This window comes from Mycolicibacterium vinylchloridicum, from assembly GCF_013404075.1.
Lineage (GTDB): Bacteria > Actinomycetota > Actinomycetes > Mycobacteriales > Mycobacteriaceae > Mycobacterium > Mycobacterium vinylchloridicum.
Genome location: NZ_JACBJQ010000023.1, coordinates 22,686 through 38,788, shown reverse-complemented (window position 1 = coordinate 38,788; position 16,103 = coordinate 22,686). Strand labels below are relative to the sequence as shown.

Below are 16,103 nucleotides of genomic sequence, written 5' to 3'. Positions count from 1 at the left end.
GTGTCCGACGAATCGGCGCCCGATCTCGCAGTGCGCAAGGTGAAGTCGGCGGTGCGCACCGTCGAGCTGTTGGAGTACCTGGCCGCGCGCCACGACGATCCGGCGCGGCTGCGCGAGATCAGCGACGCACTCGAGATGCCCCGCAGCAGCGCGCATGCCCTGCTGCGGACGCTGGTGGCTCAGGGATGGGTGCGCTCGGACCCGACCGGCACCCTGTACGCGATCGGGATTCGAGCCCTGCTGGTCGGCACCAGCTACCTCGACAGCGATCCCTATCTGCCGTTGATCACACCGTTCCTCGACGATCTACGACAGGACCTCGACGAGACCTTCCACCTCGGTCGCCTCGACGGCACCGATGTGGTCTACCTCGCGACCCGGGAATCCAAGCAGTACACCCGCACCGCCAGCCGGGTGGGGCGGCGGCTGCCGGCGTATGCCACCGCTCTGGGCAAGTCGCTGCTCGCCGAGAGGTTCGGCGTCGATCGCGACCAGCACGTCTCCGCCGGCTTGGCGCCGCTGACCGCCAAAACGATCGTCGACCGCGCCGCGCTCGACGCCGACCTCGACACCGTCCGGGTCCGCGGATACGCCACCGACGACGAGGAGAACACACTCGGTGTGCGGTGCTTCGCGGTCGCCCTGCGCTACGGCACACCGCCGCAGGACGCCATCAGCGCCTCGATTCCGGTGTCTCGGCTGACCCCCGACCGCGAGCGGGAGATCATCGATGCCCTCTGCACCATGGGAGACAAGGTTTCCCGCGTGGTGCGCCCATTGGCCAACGGCGACAAGTGGTTCGCCTCATGAGGAAGTGATGACATGACCCCTTCAGTACCCGTCGTGCGGGACATGACGGTGGTACCCGTCGCCGGCCATGACAGCATGCTGCTGAACCTCAGCGGTGCCCACGGCCCGTACTTCACCCGAAATATCGTGATTCTCACCGATTCCGAGGGCAATACCGGCGTCGGTGAGGTTCCCGGTGGCGAACCGATCCGGCGCACGCTGTGCGATGCCCGCGAGATCGTCACCGGTCGCAGCATCGGCGGCCATCATGCGGTGCTGACCGCCATGCGCCGGGCCTTTGCCGACCGGGACGCGGACGGCCGCGGTGCCCAGACATTCGACCTGCGGGTGGCAGTGCACGCCGTCACCGCGGTCGAATCGGCGATGCTGGACCTGCTCGGCCAGCATCTCGGGGTGCCCGTCGCCGCGCTCCTGGGCGAGGGGCAGCAGCGAGATCGAGTGCAGGCGTTAGGGTATCTGTTCTTCGTGGGTGAGCGGGCCAAGACGGATCTGGCCTACCGGTCACCGGATGACGAAGCCGCCGACGCCGACGACTGGCTTCGCGTGCGCCACGAAGAGGCCCTCTCACCCGAGGCCATCGTCCGGCTCGCCGAAGCTGCACAGGCCCGCTACGGATTCCAGGACTTCAAGCTCAAGGGTGGCGTCCTGCCCGCCGCCGACGAGGCCAAGGCCGTCATCGCCCTGGGCGACCGCTTCCCGAACGCGCGAATCACATTGGACCCCAACGGGGGTTGGCTTCTCGCCGACGCGATAAAGACATGCCGCGAGCTCACGGATGTGCTGGCCTACGCTGAGGACCCGGTCGGCCCGGAAGGCGGCTTCTCGGGTCGCGAGGTGATGGCGGAGTTCAAGCGGGCGACGGGCCTGCCGACGGCAACGAACATGATCGCCACCGATTGGCGCGAACTCGGGCACGCCATCAAAGCCGGCGCCGTCGACATTCCCCTGGCCGATCCGCACTTCTGGACGATGGCGGGTTCGGTGCGGGTCGCGCAGCTCTGCGATGCCTGGGGACTGACGTGGGGCTCGCACTCCAACAACCACTTCGATGTGTCGCTGGCGATGTTCACCCATGTCGCGGCCGCCGCACCCGGTGACATCACCGCGATCGACACGCACTGGATCTGGCAGGACGGACAGCGAATCACCAAGCAGCCCTTCGATATCGTCGACGGATACCTCGCCGTGCCGGACAAGCCGGGCCTCGGCGTCGAACTCGATCACGACGCGCTCGCCGCCGCTCATGAGCTCTACCAGCGCGAGGGACTCGGCGGCCGCGACGACGCGGTGGCCATGCAATATCTGATTCCCGACTGGGCCTTCGACAGCAAGCGCCCGGCACTGCAGCGGGGCTGACATGGACGTTCTGGTCAACGACGCCAACCTGATTCCGCACCGATCCCGGTTCGAAGCACAGGTGCCCGACGGCACCGAGGTACGGTGGCGGGTCGGGGAGGTAGCCCCGGAGGACTTGCGAGATGCGCAGGTGTTCGTCGGCGGGCGGTTCACCGCGCCGATGGCACGGGCCGCCGAAAGCCTGCAACTGGTTCACGTCGCCGGCGCCGGCACCGACAAGGTGGCTTTCGAAGCGCTGCCACCGGAGGTGCTGGTCGCCAACACTTTTCATCACGAGCGGTCCATGGCTGAATACATCGTCGCCGCCGCGGTGATGCTGCGGCGGGGCTTCCTCGTTCAGGATCGCGCGCTGCGCGATAACCGGTGGGCGACATCGGTGTATGACCGGAAGATTCCGCAGGCACCCACGCTCGGGGAGGCCCGGATCGGGTTCGTCGGGTTCGGACATATCGGCCAGAGCGCCTGGCAGTTGTTCCGCGCCTTTGGATGCAGCGGCGCGGCGGTGACGAACTCGGGTCGCGTGCCGGACTGCGGGCTGGCCTGGGCGGGCGGCACCGACTCGCTGACTCGGCTCTTGACCGAGTGCGACGTTGCGGTGGTCTCGGCGCCGCTGAGTTCGCGCACCCAGGGCATGATCGGCGCCGCACAACTGCGGGCGCTGGGACCCGACGGAGTGCTGGTCAACGTCGGGCGCGGTCCACTGGTGCAGCAGCAAGCGCTTTTTGACGCACTCGCCGGTGGCGTGATCCGCGCGGCGGCGATCGATGTCTGGTATCGCTATCCGTCGGGCGACGGGGTGGCGGCCCCGGGAGATCTGCCCTTCGCGGACCTGCCGAACCTGTTGATGACGCCGCATTCGTCGGGTGTCACTCGCGATACATTCATCGGCCGCATCGAGGACATCACCGCGAACATCACCCGGCTGCAGATGGGCGCGCCGCTGCACAACGTGGTCACCCGCTAACGGGGTGGCGTTGCCGCGACATCGTGACATCCTGGTTTCGTGAGCACCTGGGACGACAGCAGCGACACCGGCGAGTACAGCGTCGAGGATGACAACCAGCTCCAGCCCGAGGACACCCTGATCGACCGCGGCGTCGACGACATCCTCGACGAGGGAATCTCCCCGCCGGAACGACCGTATGCCCGCACGAACCTGGACCATCCTGGCCCGGAAACCCTCGATGAGCTGCTGGCCGAGGAAGAGCCCGACCCGGTGTCCCGGCTGGGCAACGTACTCGACGAGCTCAACGGCGCCGCCGACGACGGCGACTCGGAATACCCCGAGGACGACGAGGTCGGCCGGGCCCGGTCGGGACGGCTGGTGGCACCGGATGCGGGCTTCGGCGAAGACGACGACCCCGAGCTCTTCGCCGAAGACGTCGGCATCGACGGCGGGGCGGCCTCCGCGGAGGAGGCCGCCATGCACGTCATCGACGACGAGGACTGAGCACCGGCGCCGCTCGCCTAGGCGCTCAACTGGTCATTGATGACCTTGGTCGGGTCGAGCAGGACCTGGGTGTTGCCATCGAGCGTGGACGAGATCGTGCCGGTGATCGACCGGGTCAGCTTGTTGATCGTCGCGTCGGCCGTGAGCGAGCCGGTGTGCTCGCCGGTGACGATGATGTTGGCCTTGTAGACGATCGAGGCCTGGCTGGCCCCCGCGCTGGTCGACTCGGTGCCGTTGAGGATCATGCCCTCCTTGTTGACGTAGTTGGTGTACGTCACGGTGCGCACCGTATTGCCCGCGGTGGTGGGATCGGGCGCTTCGGAGACGTACGCGGTGCCGCCGTACTGGCTGGTGTACGCGCCGACCGCAGGCAGCGGCGCCGCCCCCGACTTGTAGGTGCTCAGAGCCGGCGCCCAGTCGGCGTTCGGCGTGACCAGGTCACCCTGCACGGTCCCGACGCTGGTCGTGTACTTCAGGTTGGTGATGACCATTCTGGTGTCCGACGGGTCGCTGATGTTGCTCTCCCAGAACGCGACCGAGGTTCCGTCGGCGTTCCAGCTCGGCATGCTGCGCGCGGCGTAGCCGTCACCGGTGACGAACAACGGAATGCCGTTCTCGCCCTTGAGATCATCATCGATCGCGACCAGCCACTCCTGGTTGGACACGTTGATTCCGGTGCCGCTCGGGTAGTCGGCCGTCGCGAGTCCACCCGCGTACGCCGTGTACACCGCACCCTGGATATCGGCAGGCAACAACGCGGGCCGGTCGATCCGGGTCATCGGGGTCAGGGCATCGAGCCCGCGGGTGCTGCAGATCGCGATCCACTGCTGATTGGGCGACATGTCGACGTCCTCGTCGTAGTCGAGGTTGCCGGTCAGTCGCGTGACATTGCCGGTGGCCAGGTCCACGACGACGTCGTCGACATTCCCCGACTCGTAGCGGCCGCCGAGGATGATCACGCCCTTGCCGTCGGGAGTCCACTGCTTGCCCTCGCCCACCGGGTAGACCACCCGGGCATCGTCGATGTGGTACTCCGGCGCTCCGGTCGTCGCATTGGTCGCGAGAACCAACTTGCCGACGACCGGGATGGCGGTGATGAGATTGCCTGTCCCCAGCTGGATCTGACTGAACAACACATACTTGCCGTCGGGCGAGATCCGCATCTCACGCTGCTTGTCGATCGCGGTGGATCCCGACGGTGGCGTGATGATGGGGATCAGCGAGGCCGGCGCGGTGTCGGTGCCGGGCTGGTACACCACGTTGGTGTAAGACCCGGTCGCCGGGTTGACGGATTGCATGACGAAGCGGCCTGACCCGTCGGCAGTGGGGACCGGCTTGTTCAGATTGTTGGTGATGCTGGTCGACACCCCGCAGGTGATGCATTGGACAGTCGACCCGTCGGTGTCGTCGGCGCTGATCGAGTAGATCTCGCTTCGCCCACCGGCGACCGGTGTCGCCGAGAACATGAGGGTCTTGCCGTCGGGGGTGAACCGTGGAATCGCCGGATGGGTGATCGTGTCCGGCAAATTGAGGATCACCCGTGTCGCTTCGGGACTGAGCACCGTCAGGCTGCTGCTGGCCGTCGCGGTCCGGGAGCTGAACGGCATCAGCACGTTGAACTTGCCGTCGGTGACCGAGATCGTGAACGAATCTTCCTGTGCCGCAGAGTAATCGATGTCGTCGGGAGTATAGGTGAAATTGCCGGTCGCCTGATCGATTCTCACCGTGCCGTATTTGGGCCCCTCGGTGACGGTGTACTTCAGCGCATCGCCTTCAGCGTCGGTCGCGCCGATGTTCCCGGTGACCGTCTGGCCCGTCTGCACCGTCGTGGTGGGTGTGCCGATCGTCGGCGCTTGGTTGAACACGTCCCGCCGCACCGCACCCAGTGCCGACCAGATCAGCGGCACGACGGGTCCGGGGGTGGGGGGCGGCGGCTTCAGGAACGGGTTGAGCAGCGAGGTGACGACGGCATTGAGCAGCCCGACCGGATTGGGCGTTGCCTGGGCGGTGACGCCTGCCGGCACCACGGACACGCTCGATTGCGGAGTGGCGAGTGCGGCGCGCAGGCCGCCGCCCCGCCCGGCCGGAGTCGTCGTGGTCGTCGACGCCGCCGCGCTCGCAGCAGTGGGAGCAGCGTTCGTGGCGCTGCCGGTGGCGGCCGCCGAACTCGTTGAGCCGTTCGACTTCGCCGTGGCAGCGGGCTTGGCCGCGCGGGTGCCTCTAGCCTTGGCGGTACCGGTGGACCGCGGCCCGGCATGGGCCGTCGACGATCCGCCGGACGCGGATCCACCAGCGGAGGAAGCCGATGAACCCGACGAGCTGCCACTCGCGTCGGCTGACGCGACCCCGTGACCGGCGGCTACCGAGCCGGCCAGCCAGGCGGCCACCGCGATACCTCCGTATGCGCCGACCTTGGCCGCGCCCCGCAGGGGGCTTGGCAGCGGTTTGGCGGCTCGATGTTCAGCACTCATTGGAGGTCTCCCGATTTAATTGATGTGACGTACTTAATACGATTTAGTTGGTATGACGAATTTAATAGCAGGGCGCCGCGGTCGGCGTCAAGGAGGTTGTGCTGAAACCGTCAGATTCGACGAGGCAGAGCAGGCAGGTCGCGCGCCTCCTGCTGCGTCAGCGCGTCGTTCACCTGCTGCGGACCGCCGGCCCGCTGGCCAGGGCTGATCTGGCCGACTGGCTCGGACTGCCCCGGCCCCAGATCACGACGATCGTGGCCGACCTCATCGAGGACGGCACCCTGGTCGAGCTGGAGTCCCGCATCGAGGGCGTCGGCGCACGGGGCCGGCCGCGCATCCTCCTGGACTGCAACCCGCAGGCACGCCGAGTCCTCGGAATCCAGATCGACGGAATCCGCGCCCGGGTCGTGCTCGCCGACGCCACCGGCAACATCTCGCACGAGGGCCAGACACCGACGGGCGACCGGGACCCCACGGCGGTGATCCGTTCGATCACAAAACTCGCCAAGAAGTTGATGGCCGACTCCGGCGGTAAGCCCGCTTCTGTGGTCGGCATCTGCATCCCCGGACTTGTCGATGACACCACCGGACTGGTCATCGAGACCCACGAGCTCGGATGGGCGAATGTCGAACTGGGCAAGCTCATTTCGCGCGATCTCGGGATGCCCGTGGCAGTACAGGACACCACCAAGGCGATCACACTGGCCGAGACGATCGCGGGTGAGGCGCGCGAGGCGCGCTCGGCAATAGTCCTCGATCACGGCGGCCGGCTGGGTGTCGGACTGATCATCGACGGACGGCCGTACGCCGGCTCGACGGGCGTCGCCGGCGCCATCGGGCATGTACCCGTCTACGGCAGCACCGCTTCGTGCCGCTGCGGCCGAATCGGCTGTGCGGAAGCCGACATGTCCATGTACGCAATGCAGGCCGCGGCACCGCAGACCGTCGGGATGACCTACGACGACGTCGACATCGACGCCCTGAGGCAGGACACTGCCCGAAATCAACAGGCGCAAGACATCATTCGCGACGTCATCGACCGCGTCGCGCACACCGCCATGATGATCGAGGCATTGCTCGATCCGGAGTTGGTCATCATCGCCGGGCTGATCGTCGAGTTCGACGAGCTGGCCACTGCCCTGCAGGCGCGCATCGACGAACTCCGCCCGCCGGAGCGCCAAGGCCGCACCACGACCGTCGTGTCGAAAATCGGCCGCGATGCGCCGATCTCGGTGATCGTCGCGCTGCAACAACTGGACCCCGATATCGCGGGGATGCTGCATTCGGCAGAAGGCTGAATCCCTTAGCGCACAGCCCCGTTGATCGCAGGCTTGTCGATCATGCCCTTCTCCACACCCCATATCGTGGCGATGGTGCGGTACTCCCCTGTCTGCATCAGATGCTCCAGTGCCAGCTGCAGCGACCGCGCCAGGCCGGAATCCTTGGCCACCGGCCAGCCGTACGGCGCGGGGTCGGACACCGCGCCCGCGGCCTCGAGCTGCCCGCCGCTGGTCTTGATCGCGAACCCGGTGACGGGCGAGTCGGCCGCCATCGCATCGACCTCACCCGCGATCAGCGCGGTGTTGAGATCGTCCTGGCGGGTGTAGATCACCTTCTTGATCGCCGGCTTACCGGCTGCCATGCAGGCGTCGCTCTTGGCGGGCAATTCCTCGGACTCCTGCAACGACGGGTATGCCACACCGACTCTCAACCCGCAGGCGTCGTCGGGGTCCACCGCCACGCCGGGACGCTGCGCCCACAACGTGCCGGCCTGGAAGTAGGTGACGAAGTCGGCCGCCTGTTCGCGCTCTTTGGTGTCGGTGAACGACGACATGCCGACATGGAAGTCGCCCGCGCGCACCGACGGGATGATCGCCTCGAACGCGGTCTGCCGGTAGTCCGGCGTCAGGCCGAGGGTGCGGGCCACCGCATTCATCAGGTCCACGTCGAAACCGACGATCTTGCCGTCAGCGTCGATGAATTCGTTTGGCGCATAAGGGATGTTGACGCCGACGATCAGCCGGCCGGAGTCGCGGATCTTCTCCGGCACGGTCGCCGCGATCTCCGGCACGGCACCCAGCGCCTGGGGTGTGGGGTTCGAGCTGGACGCGGTGCCCGCCAAACTGGTCGCACCGCTGGAGCGGGTGTCCGATTCCCGCCACTGCCACACCCCGATGCCCGCGCCGGCCACCAGCAGGACCGCGGCACCCACGGCGAGCACGGTGCGCCGCCGGTGTGACGTCGGGGTTGCGGCCAGCGCGTGGCGCCCGGAACTCCCGACCTTGCGCACCCGGGTGGTCAGCGCCGCGCGAGCCGCGGCAGCCAGGTCGCCGGCGCTGCGGTAGCGGTCGGCCGGTTTCTTGGCCATGCCCCTGGCGATGACGTCGTCGAACGCGGCCAGCCGCGGATCCTTGTCCGACGGGCGCGGAGCCGGCGTGGTCATGTGCCCGGCGATCTGCTGTTCCAGGCTGTCGTTGGGGTAAGGCCGGGACCCGGTGAGGCATTCGTAGAGCACGCACGTCAGCGCATACACGTCCGAGCGCAGGTCGGCCTGGCCGCCGCTGAACCGCTCCGGGGCCATATAGGCCAGTGTCCCCAGCGTGCTGCCGGCCGTCGTCAACCCCGCCTCGCTCGCGGTGCGGGCCAGGCCGAAGTCGATCAGGTAGGCGAAGTCGCGGGCGGTGATCAGGATGTTGGACGGCTTGACGTCGCGGTGGATCAGGCCGGCCGCGTGGGCGGCGTCCAGCGCGGCGGCGACCTGCTCGACGATGTCGACGGCGCGCGGCGGCAGCAGGGGCTTGCGGCTCTCGTTGAGGATCGCGTCCAGGGTGCGGCCGTCGATCAGGCGCATATCCAGGTACAACCGGCCGTCGATCTCACCGAAACCGTGGATCGGGACGACGTGCGGCTCGTTGAGGGCGGCGACCGCTTGCGCTTCCCGCCTGAAACGTTGCTGGAAGACGTTGTCCTCGGCCAACCGGTGCGGGAGAACCTTGAGCGCGACCACGCGATCTGTCTTGGTGTCGTAGGCCCGGTAGACCTCACCCATGCCACCGCGACCTATCAGCTCCTGCAGCTGATAGTGCCCAAATGGTGTCGCATCCACCATCCACTCCTCGGCAAGGCGGCTGACCGTCGATTGAAGCTACATCACCTTTGCCAGAAGCACCGCCGTCAGCGGCAGGAAAACACTGGTCGGGTTATGGCCTGCGTGCCTTCAACCTCACGCACCGCGGCGCGGTACGGTCAATGCGGCTGACCCACCAGCTTCTCGGAAACGTCACGGCGGCGATCTGAACTCCCCGCTGCATGGCCACCCGGCCCGACGTAAGCCGACCTGCATTCTCGGCGCCCATCCTGGGCGCGTGGCCGACAAGCGCTTCTGTCCGACGGCACCCGCGGCAACCCGCCTGCGGCCACAACATCGCAGGTCATGCCCTCACGCGGCCTGCAGAAGGAAGAGCTCCGTGAGCCAATTCACCGAGACGATGTTCCGAAACGCCCGGTGGAGCATGAACGGTATGACCACCGGTGAGCCCGGCGCTCCGGTGCGGCATACCTGGGCCGAGGTGCACGCGCGCGCCTGCCGGATTGCCGGTGGCCTGGCGGCGGCCGGCGTCGGCCACGGTGACGCGGTTGCCGTTCTCGCCGGACTTCCCGTGGACATCGCACCGACCGCACAGGGCATCTGGATTCGCGGTGCGAGTGTCACCATGCTGCACCAGCCCACGCCGCGCACCGACCTGCAGCGTTGGGCGGAGGAGACCGCCGCGGTCCTCGACACGATCGACGCCAAGGCCGTCGTCGTCGGCGAGCCGTTCCTGCCGGCGGCGCCACTTCTCGCCGAGCGGGGGATGCCGGTGGTGATCGCAGGCGAACTGTTGCAGGCCAAACCGGTACGCCCCGTCGACACCTGCGGCGATGACCTCGCCCTCATGCAACTGACCTCGGGGTCGACCGGCTCACCCAAGGCGGTCCACATCACCCACGCCAACGTGGTGGCCAATGCGGAGGCGATGTTCATCGGCGCCAAGGTCGACGTGGAGACCGACGTGATCGTCAGCTGGTTGCCCTGCTTCCACGACATGGGCATGACCGGGTTCCTGACCGTACCCATGTACTTCGGCGTCGAGCTGGTCAAGGTCACTCCCATGGACTTCCTCCGCGATAACTTGTTGTGGGTCAAGCTGATTGACAAGTACAAGGCGACGATGACGGCGGCGCCCAACTTCGCCTACAACCTCTTGGCGAAACGGCTGCGCAGCCTGGCATCGCCCGGCGACTTCGACCTGTCGTCGCTGCGCTGGGCACTGTCGGGTGCCGAACAGGTCGATCCCGCCGACGTCGAGGATCTGTGTGCGGCCGGCGCCGCCCACGGGTTGCGACCGGGGGCGATCCTGCCGGCCTACGGGATGGCCGAGACCACCGTTGCGGCATCCTTTTCCACCTGCGGCGCGGGCATGACCGTCGACGAGATCGACGCCGACCTGCTGGCCGTCCTGCAGCGCGCCATCCCGGCGACGCGAGGCAATGTCCGACGCCTGGTGACGCTCGGTCGCCTGCTCGATGGGCTGGAAGCGCGCATCATCGACGAATTCGGCGCCGTGCTCCCCGCCCGCGGCGTCGGCGTGATCCAACTCCGCGGCGAACCCGTCACGCCCGGATACACCACGGCCGCCGGGTTCATCTCGGCACAGGACGACCAGGGCTGGTATGACACCGGCGACTTGGGCTACCTCACCGAGAAGCACGAGATCGTCGTCTGCGGCCGGCTCAAGGACGTCATCATCATGGCCGGGCGCAACATCTATCCGACCGACATCGAACGCGCCGCCACCCGCGTCGACGGAGTGCGGCCGGGCTGCGCGGTCGCCGTCCGACTCGACGCCGGGCATTCCCGCGAGTCCTTCGCAGTTGCCGTGGAGTCCAAGGCTTTCGACGATCGCGACGAGGTGCGGCGCATCCAACATGAAGTGGTCCACGAGGTCGTGGTGGAAGTCAACGCCAGGCCCCGCAACGTGGTGGTCCTCGCGCCGGGAATCATCCCGAAGACCCCGTCGGGCAAGCTGCGGCGCGCGCACGCGTTGGCACTCGTCACCTGATCGATGGCGAGTAGATTTATCGCGCAGGAGACGAGGTGATGGACGACTACGACGCGCAACCCGACCGCAAGCCGCCCCCGGAACCAGAGCTCTCCGCGGCTCAACTCCAGGCCGACGAACTGGACCTGCACGCCGGGCTCAGCGGCCTGGCAGGGATCATCGCGGACGCCACCAGCGTCGACGAAATGCTCGGCCAGGTAGCACAATTCGCGGTTCAGGCGATACCGGGCGCCGACGGCGCCGGCGTTACCCTGATCCATCCCCACCACCCGGACTCCGGTGACGAACTACGCATCCAGGCGCGGTCGGTGACCGCAGAGTTCATTGCAGCCATCGACACCCTGCAGTACGAGAAGGTCGCCGAGGGGCCGTGCATCAGCTGTATTCGGTCCGGTCGGCCCGCAATCAGCGGTTCACTGGGCAGCGACCGCCGCTGGCCGCATTTCGGTGGGTCGGTGGCCCGCATGGGCGTGCACTCCGTATTGGCCTTGCCGCTGACCGTCGGTGGCCGCGTCATCGGCGCGATCAACTCCTATGCCCACGACCGAGACGCGTTCACCGAGCACGCCGTCCAACTCGGCAGCCAATTCGCCGGCCCCGCAGCGGTATCGGTGTACAACGCTCAGCTGTTGGCCAGTACCCGACTGCGCACGACGCAACTGCAGCAGGCGTTGCGCAGCCGGGCGGTGATCGACCAGGCGATCGGCATCATCCGCAGCCGCTCGGGCGGCACCGCACAGGAGGCCTTCGACCGTCTCACCCGCATCAGCCAGCGGGAGCACACCAAATTGGCTGACGTGGCCGAGCAGCTCGTCGACGAAGCGGTCCGGCGGGCCCGGGCACGTCAGTGACGAGACGTACTCACTGCTGGCCCTGCCCGTGGACGAGTTCCGTCAGTGCCCTGACCAACTCCGGCCGGGTATACCGGTCCCTCATCAACCGCCGCGCGACATCGGTCAGGTGCTCGCCGCGCATCCTGCTGTGAACACGGATCAAGCGGAACGCCTCATCCATCGACACACCGAGCACCTCGCTGACAAACCCCTTGGCCTGCTCGACGATGACGCGACCGACGAGGGCCGACCGCAGCGGCGACACCACTGTCGCGCGGGTGGGCGGGTGTTCCTGCAAGACCGCCACACACGCGATGTGGGCGAGGGTCTGAGCGACCAGTCGATCCGCCTCGCCGAGTCCACCGGGCCGGGTATCGAACAGATTGAGCGCCCCGAGGACGACGCCCGCCGCCCGCATCGGCACGGCGTGCACTGACGCGAAGCCGGCTTCCGTCGCGGCCGGGGCAAACCGAGGCCACCGGTCGATCTGCGTGCTGATGTCGGCCACCACCACCGGCTCGCCAGTCCGGTAGCACTCGATGCAGGGACCCTGCTCGGCCTGGAGTTGGAACAGCTCGATATCACGCGTCTGCTCCGAGGTGGCCGCCACCAGATGAAGTCGGTGCAGCGGATCGGCGAGCAGGAATCCGGCCGACGCGATGTCGAGCAGTTCGGCACAGCGTTCGGTCAGTTCCGTCAGCAGGTCCACGACGTCGAAGTCGTCGAGCAGGCTGTCGACCAGTGACACCACCGCGCTCAGTACGCGGGTTTCGCGAAGGTCGTCGCTCACCATGGCTTACCTCCCGGCCTGGATGTGCATGCGCATCTGTCGTCGTTCATCGGTCCGGCTCCAGCCTCAGCCGCCGGTCGATGATGTCGCGGGCGACGTCGGTGGCGGTGCGACCGGTGGCATAGGCATGGGCACGCAGCCGCACCAGCGCCTCGGTCGGATCGACGTCCAATTGCGCGACCAGCATTCCGGTTGCCTGGCTGACCTCGGCGCGGCTCAACGTCACCAGCTCCGCCCAGGCATTGCTGGTGGGGTCGTCGACGGCCGCCTGCAGATCGCCGACGAGCAAGTCCAGCACCGGTACACCGGCCAGCTCGGCGGCGGCGGCCGCACCCGCGAGCTGGTCGCCCACCAGATCACCGGGCTCGGCCCGGAACAGGTCCAGTGCGCCGATGTACTCGCCGGCGGCCAGTACCGGCATGGCGAAGACGCCCCGGATCCGGTGCTCCAGCATGGCCCGTCCGTAACTGGGCCAGCGCGCTTCCCCGGGGTGGGCGAGATCGACCACGACCACCGGGGCCCGCAGGGTGACCGCGTCCAGGCACGGTCCTTCGCCGTAGGTGAACTGCAATTCGTCATACGTGCGAGCCGAAGCGCCGCTGGAGCCCAGCGTTCCCGCGTTCGCACCGTCGAACACAAGCGAGATCGCCGCTGCATCGATGTCGAGCAGCAGCACACAGGCTTCACAAAGCCGGTCGGCGGCCTTCACTCCACGCTGGCCGTCGACGGCCGCAATGAGCTCGTCCTGGATCGTCACACTAACCGGACCAGGGGTGCAAGGCTGGTGCGGCGCGCAACAGTTCCGCAGCCATCCCTCCACCCTTCCCTAGTTGGACCAGTCGTGCTCGGGTTTGCCCAAGCCCGCTGGCACTGCCGCACCTGCGGCAGACGGGTAGGCTCGACTTGCTGGCACCTGCAGCCGGCCCGAAGCGGCGTCGGTGTTCAGCGGCTCCGCGAGCACCCGCTCACGGTCGGGCACATCCTCCCAACGCCGTTGTCGCTCAACCGCGCAACGGTCGCTTCCTCGAGGACTCCCCATCGCCATCACAGACGTCGCCGACTATGCGCATCTGAGCCAGCACGACGTCGACGCACTCGCTGCCGCGCTCGATGCAATCCGCACCGAGGTCGAGAATTCCCGTGGTGCGCGCGACGCCGCCTACATTCGCCGAACCATCAAGTTCCAGCGGGCCTTGGATGCCGGCGCCCGCCTGCTGATCTTCGGCAGCCGGTCGCGGGGCGCCTGGGCGCTGGGCGTGGGGGCGCTGGCGGTGGCCAAGAGCATCGAGAACATGGAAATCAGCCACAATGTCGTTCACGGCCAATGGGATTGGATGAACGATCCGGAGATCCACTCGTCGAGTTGGGAATGGGACATGGCCGGGCTCACGTCCCAATGGCGGTACTCGCACAACTACCGACATCATATGTTCGCCAACGTTGTGGACCTCGACGACGACCTCGGCTTCGGCATCATGCGGGTCACCCGCGACGTCCCGTGGCGACCCCGCAACCTGGCGCAGCCGTTCCGCAACGCACTGCTGGCCGTCATCTTCGAGTGGGGCATCGCCCTGCACGGTTTGCATTCCGACCATGAACGCGCGACCGACACCGAGGAACGCGACGGCCAAACGCGGGCACTGAAGGCCAAGATCAAACGCCAGGTCCTCAAGGACTACGTTCTCATCCCGGCCCTCAACGGATCTCGCTGGCGGCGGGCGTTGACGGCGAATGTCGCGGCCAACGTTGTGCGCAACCTCTGGGCTTACATGGTGATCTTCTGTGGGCATTTTCCCGACGGCGTCGCGACCTTCACGCTCGATGCCGTCAAGGGAGAAAGCAAGGGCGAGTGGTATCTGCGCCAGATGCTTGGCAGCGCCAATTTCCGGGCCGGGCGCGTGCTGGCGTTTCTGAGCGGAAACCTGTGCTACCAGATCGAGCATCACCTGTTCCCCGATCTTCCGAGCAACCGCTACGCAGACATCGCCCCGCGGGTGCGAGCGCTGTGCGAGACCTACGGGCTGCCGTACACCACGGGACCGCTGCTGAGCCAGTTCCTCCAGACCCAGCGGACGATCGTGCGGCTGGCGTTCCCCGATGGCGTGGCGAGCCCGGCGTCCGAGGCGGCTCATGACGCCAATGCGAGGGGTCACGGCCGGATCCTTCGTTAACATCTGCGCACCATAGGCGCGATTATGTTAATGAATATTCTTCAATTTCTTGACGCTGCGAGCAAACGAGCCCTACGGTGACGACAGGTAGGGGGACGTCGGCATCGCGAGCTTCGGACTCAACGCGACGGTGGGCTAGCGCAAGCTCCATCGCCAGCGTCGTCTCTGCTGCTCGCCAAAGTACATAGGGTTCAGCCTATTTGGATCAAAGATGACAGCGCGGGACACAGATGACAGAGCGCAACCGTGACGATCGCTGACCGCGAACCGTCTCCGGTGGCTGCCGACTCGCCCGGCGGTGCGGAAGTCATCGAGAACTGGACTGTCGGTTATGTGAAGCGACACCCACTGGCGTCGCTGGCAACCGTCGGCGACCAGTTCGTTCTCGGTGTGAGAACTCTGCAGTACTTGTTCCTGGACCTCGTCACCGGCCGCTTCCCGCTGCAGGAATTCGTCCGTCAGGGCGCCTTCATGGCCGGCACCGCGGTGGTGCCGACAGTGCTGGTGGCGCTGCCGGTCGGCGTGACGCTGTCGATACAGTTCGCCCTGCTCGCGGGCCAAGTCGGTGCCACCTCGCTGGCCGGTGCGGCCAGCGGCCTGGCCGTGATCAGGCAGGCCGCCTCCCTGGTCGCGGCGATCCTGATGGCCGCGGCCGTCGGCTCGGCCATCACCGCCGACCTGGGTTCGCGCACCATGCGCGAAGAGATCGATGCCATGGAGGTCATGGGGGTCTCGGTGATCCGTCGCCTCGTCGTCCCCCGGTTCGCCGCGGCGATCATGATCGGCGTCGCGCTGACCGGAGTGGTGTGCTTCGTCGGCTTCCTCGCCAGCTACCTGTTCAACGTGTACTTCCAGAACGGCGCCCCCGGCAGCTTCGTCGCCACCTTCGCCTCGTTCACCACCCCGGGCGACATGGTGCTGGCCCTGCTGAAGGCCGTGGTGTTCGGCGCGATCGTCGCGATCGTGTCGGCACAGAAAGGCCTGTCCACCCAGGGCGGCCCGACCGGTGTGGCCAACTCGGTGAACGCCGCTGTCGTCGAATCGATCCTGATTCTGATGATCGTCAACGTCGCCATCAGCCAGCTGTACAACATGCTGTTCCCGCGAGTGGGGCTGTGAC

At 67.1% G+C, this 16,103-nt stretch carries 14 protein-coding genes; 10 read left to right on the top strand and 4 right to left on the bottom strand.

Annotated elements, in window-relative coordinates; translation table 11 throughout:
* Genes HPC46_RS19620 through HPC46_RS19605 form a run of 4 tightly spaced genes read left to right on the top strand, consistent with a single transcriptional unit; the run spans position 1 to position 3,616 of the window.
* A complete protein-coding gene (locus HPC46_RS19620) occupies positions 1-810 on the top strand; it encodes an IclR family transcriptional regulator (RefSeq protein ID WP_179472924.1) in 810 nt (269 codons plus the stop codon).
* A 12-nt stretch (positions 811-822) separates the two neighbouring features.
* Positions 823-2,166 (top strand): enolase C-terminal domain-like protein, encoded by a 1,344-nt coding sequence (locus HPC46_RS19615; protein WP_179472921.1) that lies wholly within the window; start codon positions 823-825, stop codon positions 2,164-2,166.
* A gap of 1 nt (position 2,167) precedes the next feature.
* Complete coding sequence (locus HPC46_RS19610) at positions 2,168-3,130, top strand: 2-hydroxyacid dehydrogenase (RefSeq protein ID WP_179472918.1); 963 nt, start codon at positions 2,168-2,170, stop codon at positions 3,128-3,130.
* 39 nt (positions 3,131-3,169) lie between these two features.
* On the top strand, positions 3,170-3,616 hold the full coding sequence (locus HPC46_RS19605) for a DUF5709 domain-containing protein (RefSeq protein WP_179472916.1): 447 nt from the start codon (positions 3,170-3,172) through the stop codon (positions 3,614-3,616).
* Positions 3,617-3,633: 17 nt separating this feature from the next.
* Here the strand turns inward: HPC46_RS19605 and HPC46_RS19600 are convergent, their stop codons facing one another.
* Positions 3,634-5,640: a cadherin-like domain-containing protein gene (locus tag HPC46_RS19600; RefSeq protein WP_325096708.1), complete on the bottom strand. Its 2,007-nt coding sequence runs from the start codon at positions 5,638-5,640 to the stop codon at positions 3,634-3,636.
* Between the two features lie 22 nt (positions 5,641-5,662).
* Here HPC46_RS19600 and HPC46_RS34720 point away from each other — a divergent pair, with 22 nt between their 5' ends.
* Positions 5,663-5,968: a hypothetical protein gene (locus HPC46_RS34720; protein ID WP_218894403.1), complete on the top strand. Its 306-nt coding sequence runs from the start codon at positions 5,663-5,665 to the stop codon at positions 5,966-5,968.
* 217 nt (positions 5,969-6,185) lie between these two features.
* Positions 6,186-7,385, top strand: a complete 1,200-nt coding sequence (locus HPC46_RS19595) for an ROK family transcriptional regulator (RefSeq protein ID WP_325096707.1) — start codon at positions 6,186-6,188, stop codon at positions 7,383-7,385.
* Between the two features lie 5 nt (positions 7,386-7,390).
* On the opposite strand, the gene stpK7 is transcribed toward HPC46_RS19595, so the two are convergent.
* Entirely contained in the window at positions 7,391-9,193 is a 1,803-nt protein-coding gene (gene stpK7 / locus HPC46_RS19590; protein WP_179472911.1) for a serine/threonine protein kinase StpK7, read from the bottom strand.
* Positions 9,194-9,554: 361 nt separating this feature from the next.
* Between stpK7 and HPC46_RS19585 the strand changes: the two genes are divergently transcribed.
* Both HPC46_RS19585 and HPC46_RS19580 read left to right on the top strand, forming a co-directional pair.
* Positions 9,555-11,189: a fatty acyl-AMP ligase gene (locus HPC46_RS19585; RefSeq protein ID WP_179472909.1), complete on the top strand. Its 1,635-nt coding sequence runs from the start codon at positions 9,555-9,557 to the stop codon at positions 11,187-11,189.
* A 38-nt stretch (positions 11,190-11,227) separates the two neighbouring features.
* Positions 11,228-12,040: a GAF and ANTAR domain-containing protein gene (locus tag HPC46_RS19580; protein WP_179472907.1), complete on the top strand. Its 813-nt coding sequence runs from the start codon at positions 11,228-11,230 to the stop codon at positions 12,038-12,040.
* Positions 12,041-12,050: 10 nt separating this feature from the next.
* Here HPC46_RS19580 and HPC46_RS19575 read toward each other — a convergent pair whose 3' ends face one another.
* Positions 12,051-12,812, bottom strand: a complete 762-nt coding sequence (locus tag HPC46_RS19575; protein ID WP_179473038.1) for a GAF and ANTAR domain-containing protein — start codon at positions 12,810-12,812, stop codon at positions 12,051-12,053.
* 46 nt (positions 12,813-12,858) lie between these two features.
* The gene (locus tag HPC46_RS19570; protein ID WP_179472905.1) at positions 12,859-13,569 is read right to left on the bottom strand and encodes a GAF and ANTAR domain-containing protein; all 711 of its coding nucleotides are present in this window, start codon (positions 13,567-13,569) and stop codon (positions 12,859-12,861) included.
* 280 nt (positions 13,570-13,849) lie between these two features.
* Here HPC46_RS19570 and HPC46_RS19565 point away from each other — a divergent pair, with 280 nt between their 5' ends.
* Positions 13,850-14,983 carry a fatty acid desaturase family protein gene (locus tag HPC46_RS19565; RefSeq protein WP_325096714.1) on the top strand — a complete coding sequence of 378 codons (1,134 nt, stop codon included), beginning with the start codon at positions 13,850-13,852 and terminating at the stop codon, positions 14,981-14,983.
* A 276-nt stretch (positions 14,984-15,259) separates the two neighbouring features.
* Positions 15,260-16,102 carry an MlaE family ABC transporter permease gene (locus HPC46_RS19560; RefSeq protein ID WP_179473036.1) on the top strand — a complete coding sequence of 281 codons (843 nt, stop codon included), beginning with the start codon at positions 15,260-15,262 and terminating at the stop codon, positions 16,100-16,102.
* The last annotated feature ends 1 nt before the right edge of the window (position 16,103 follow it).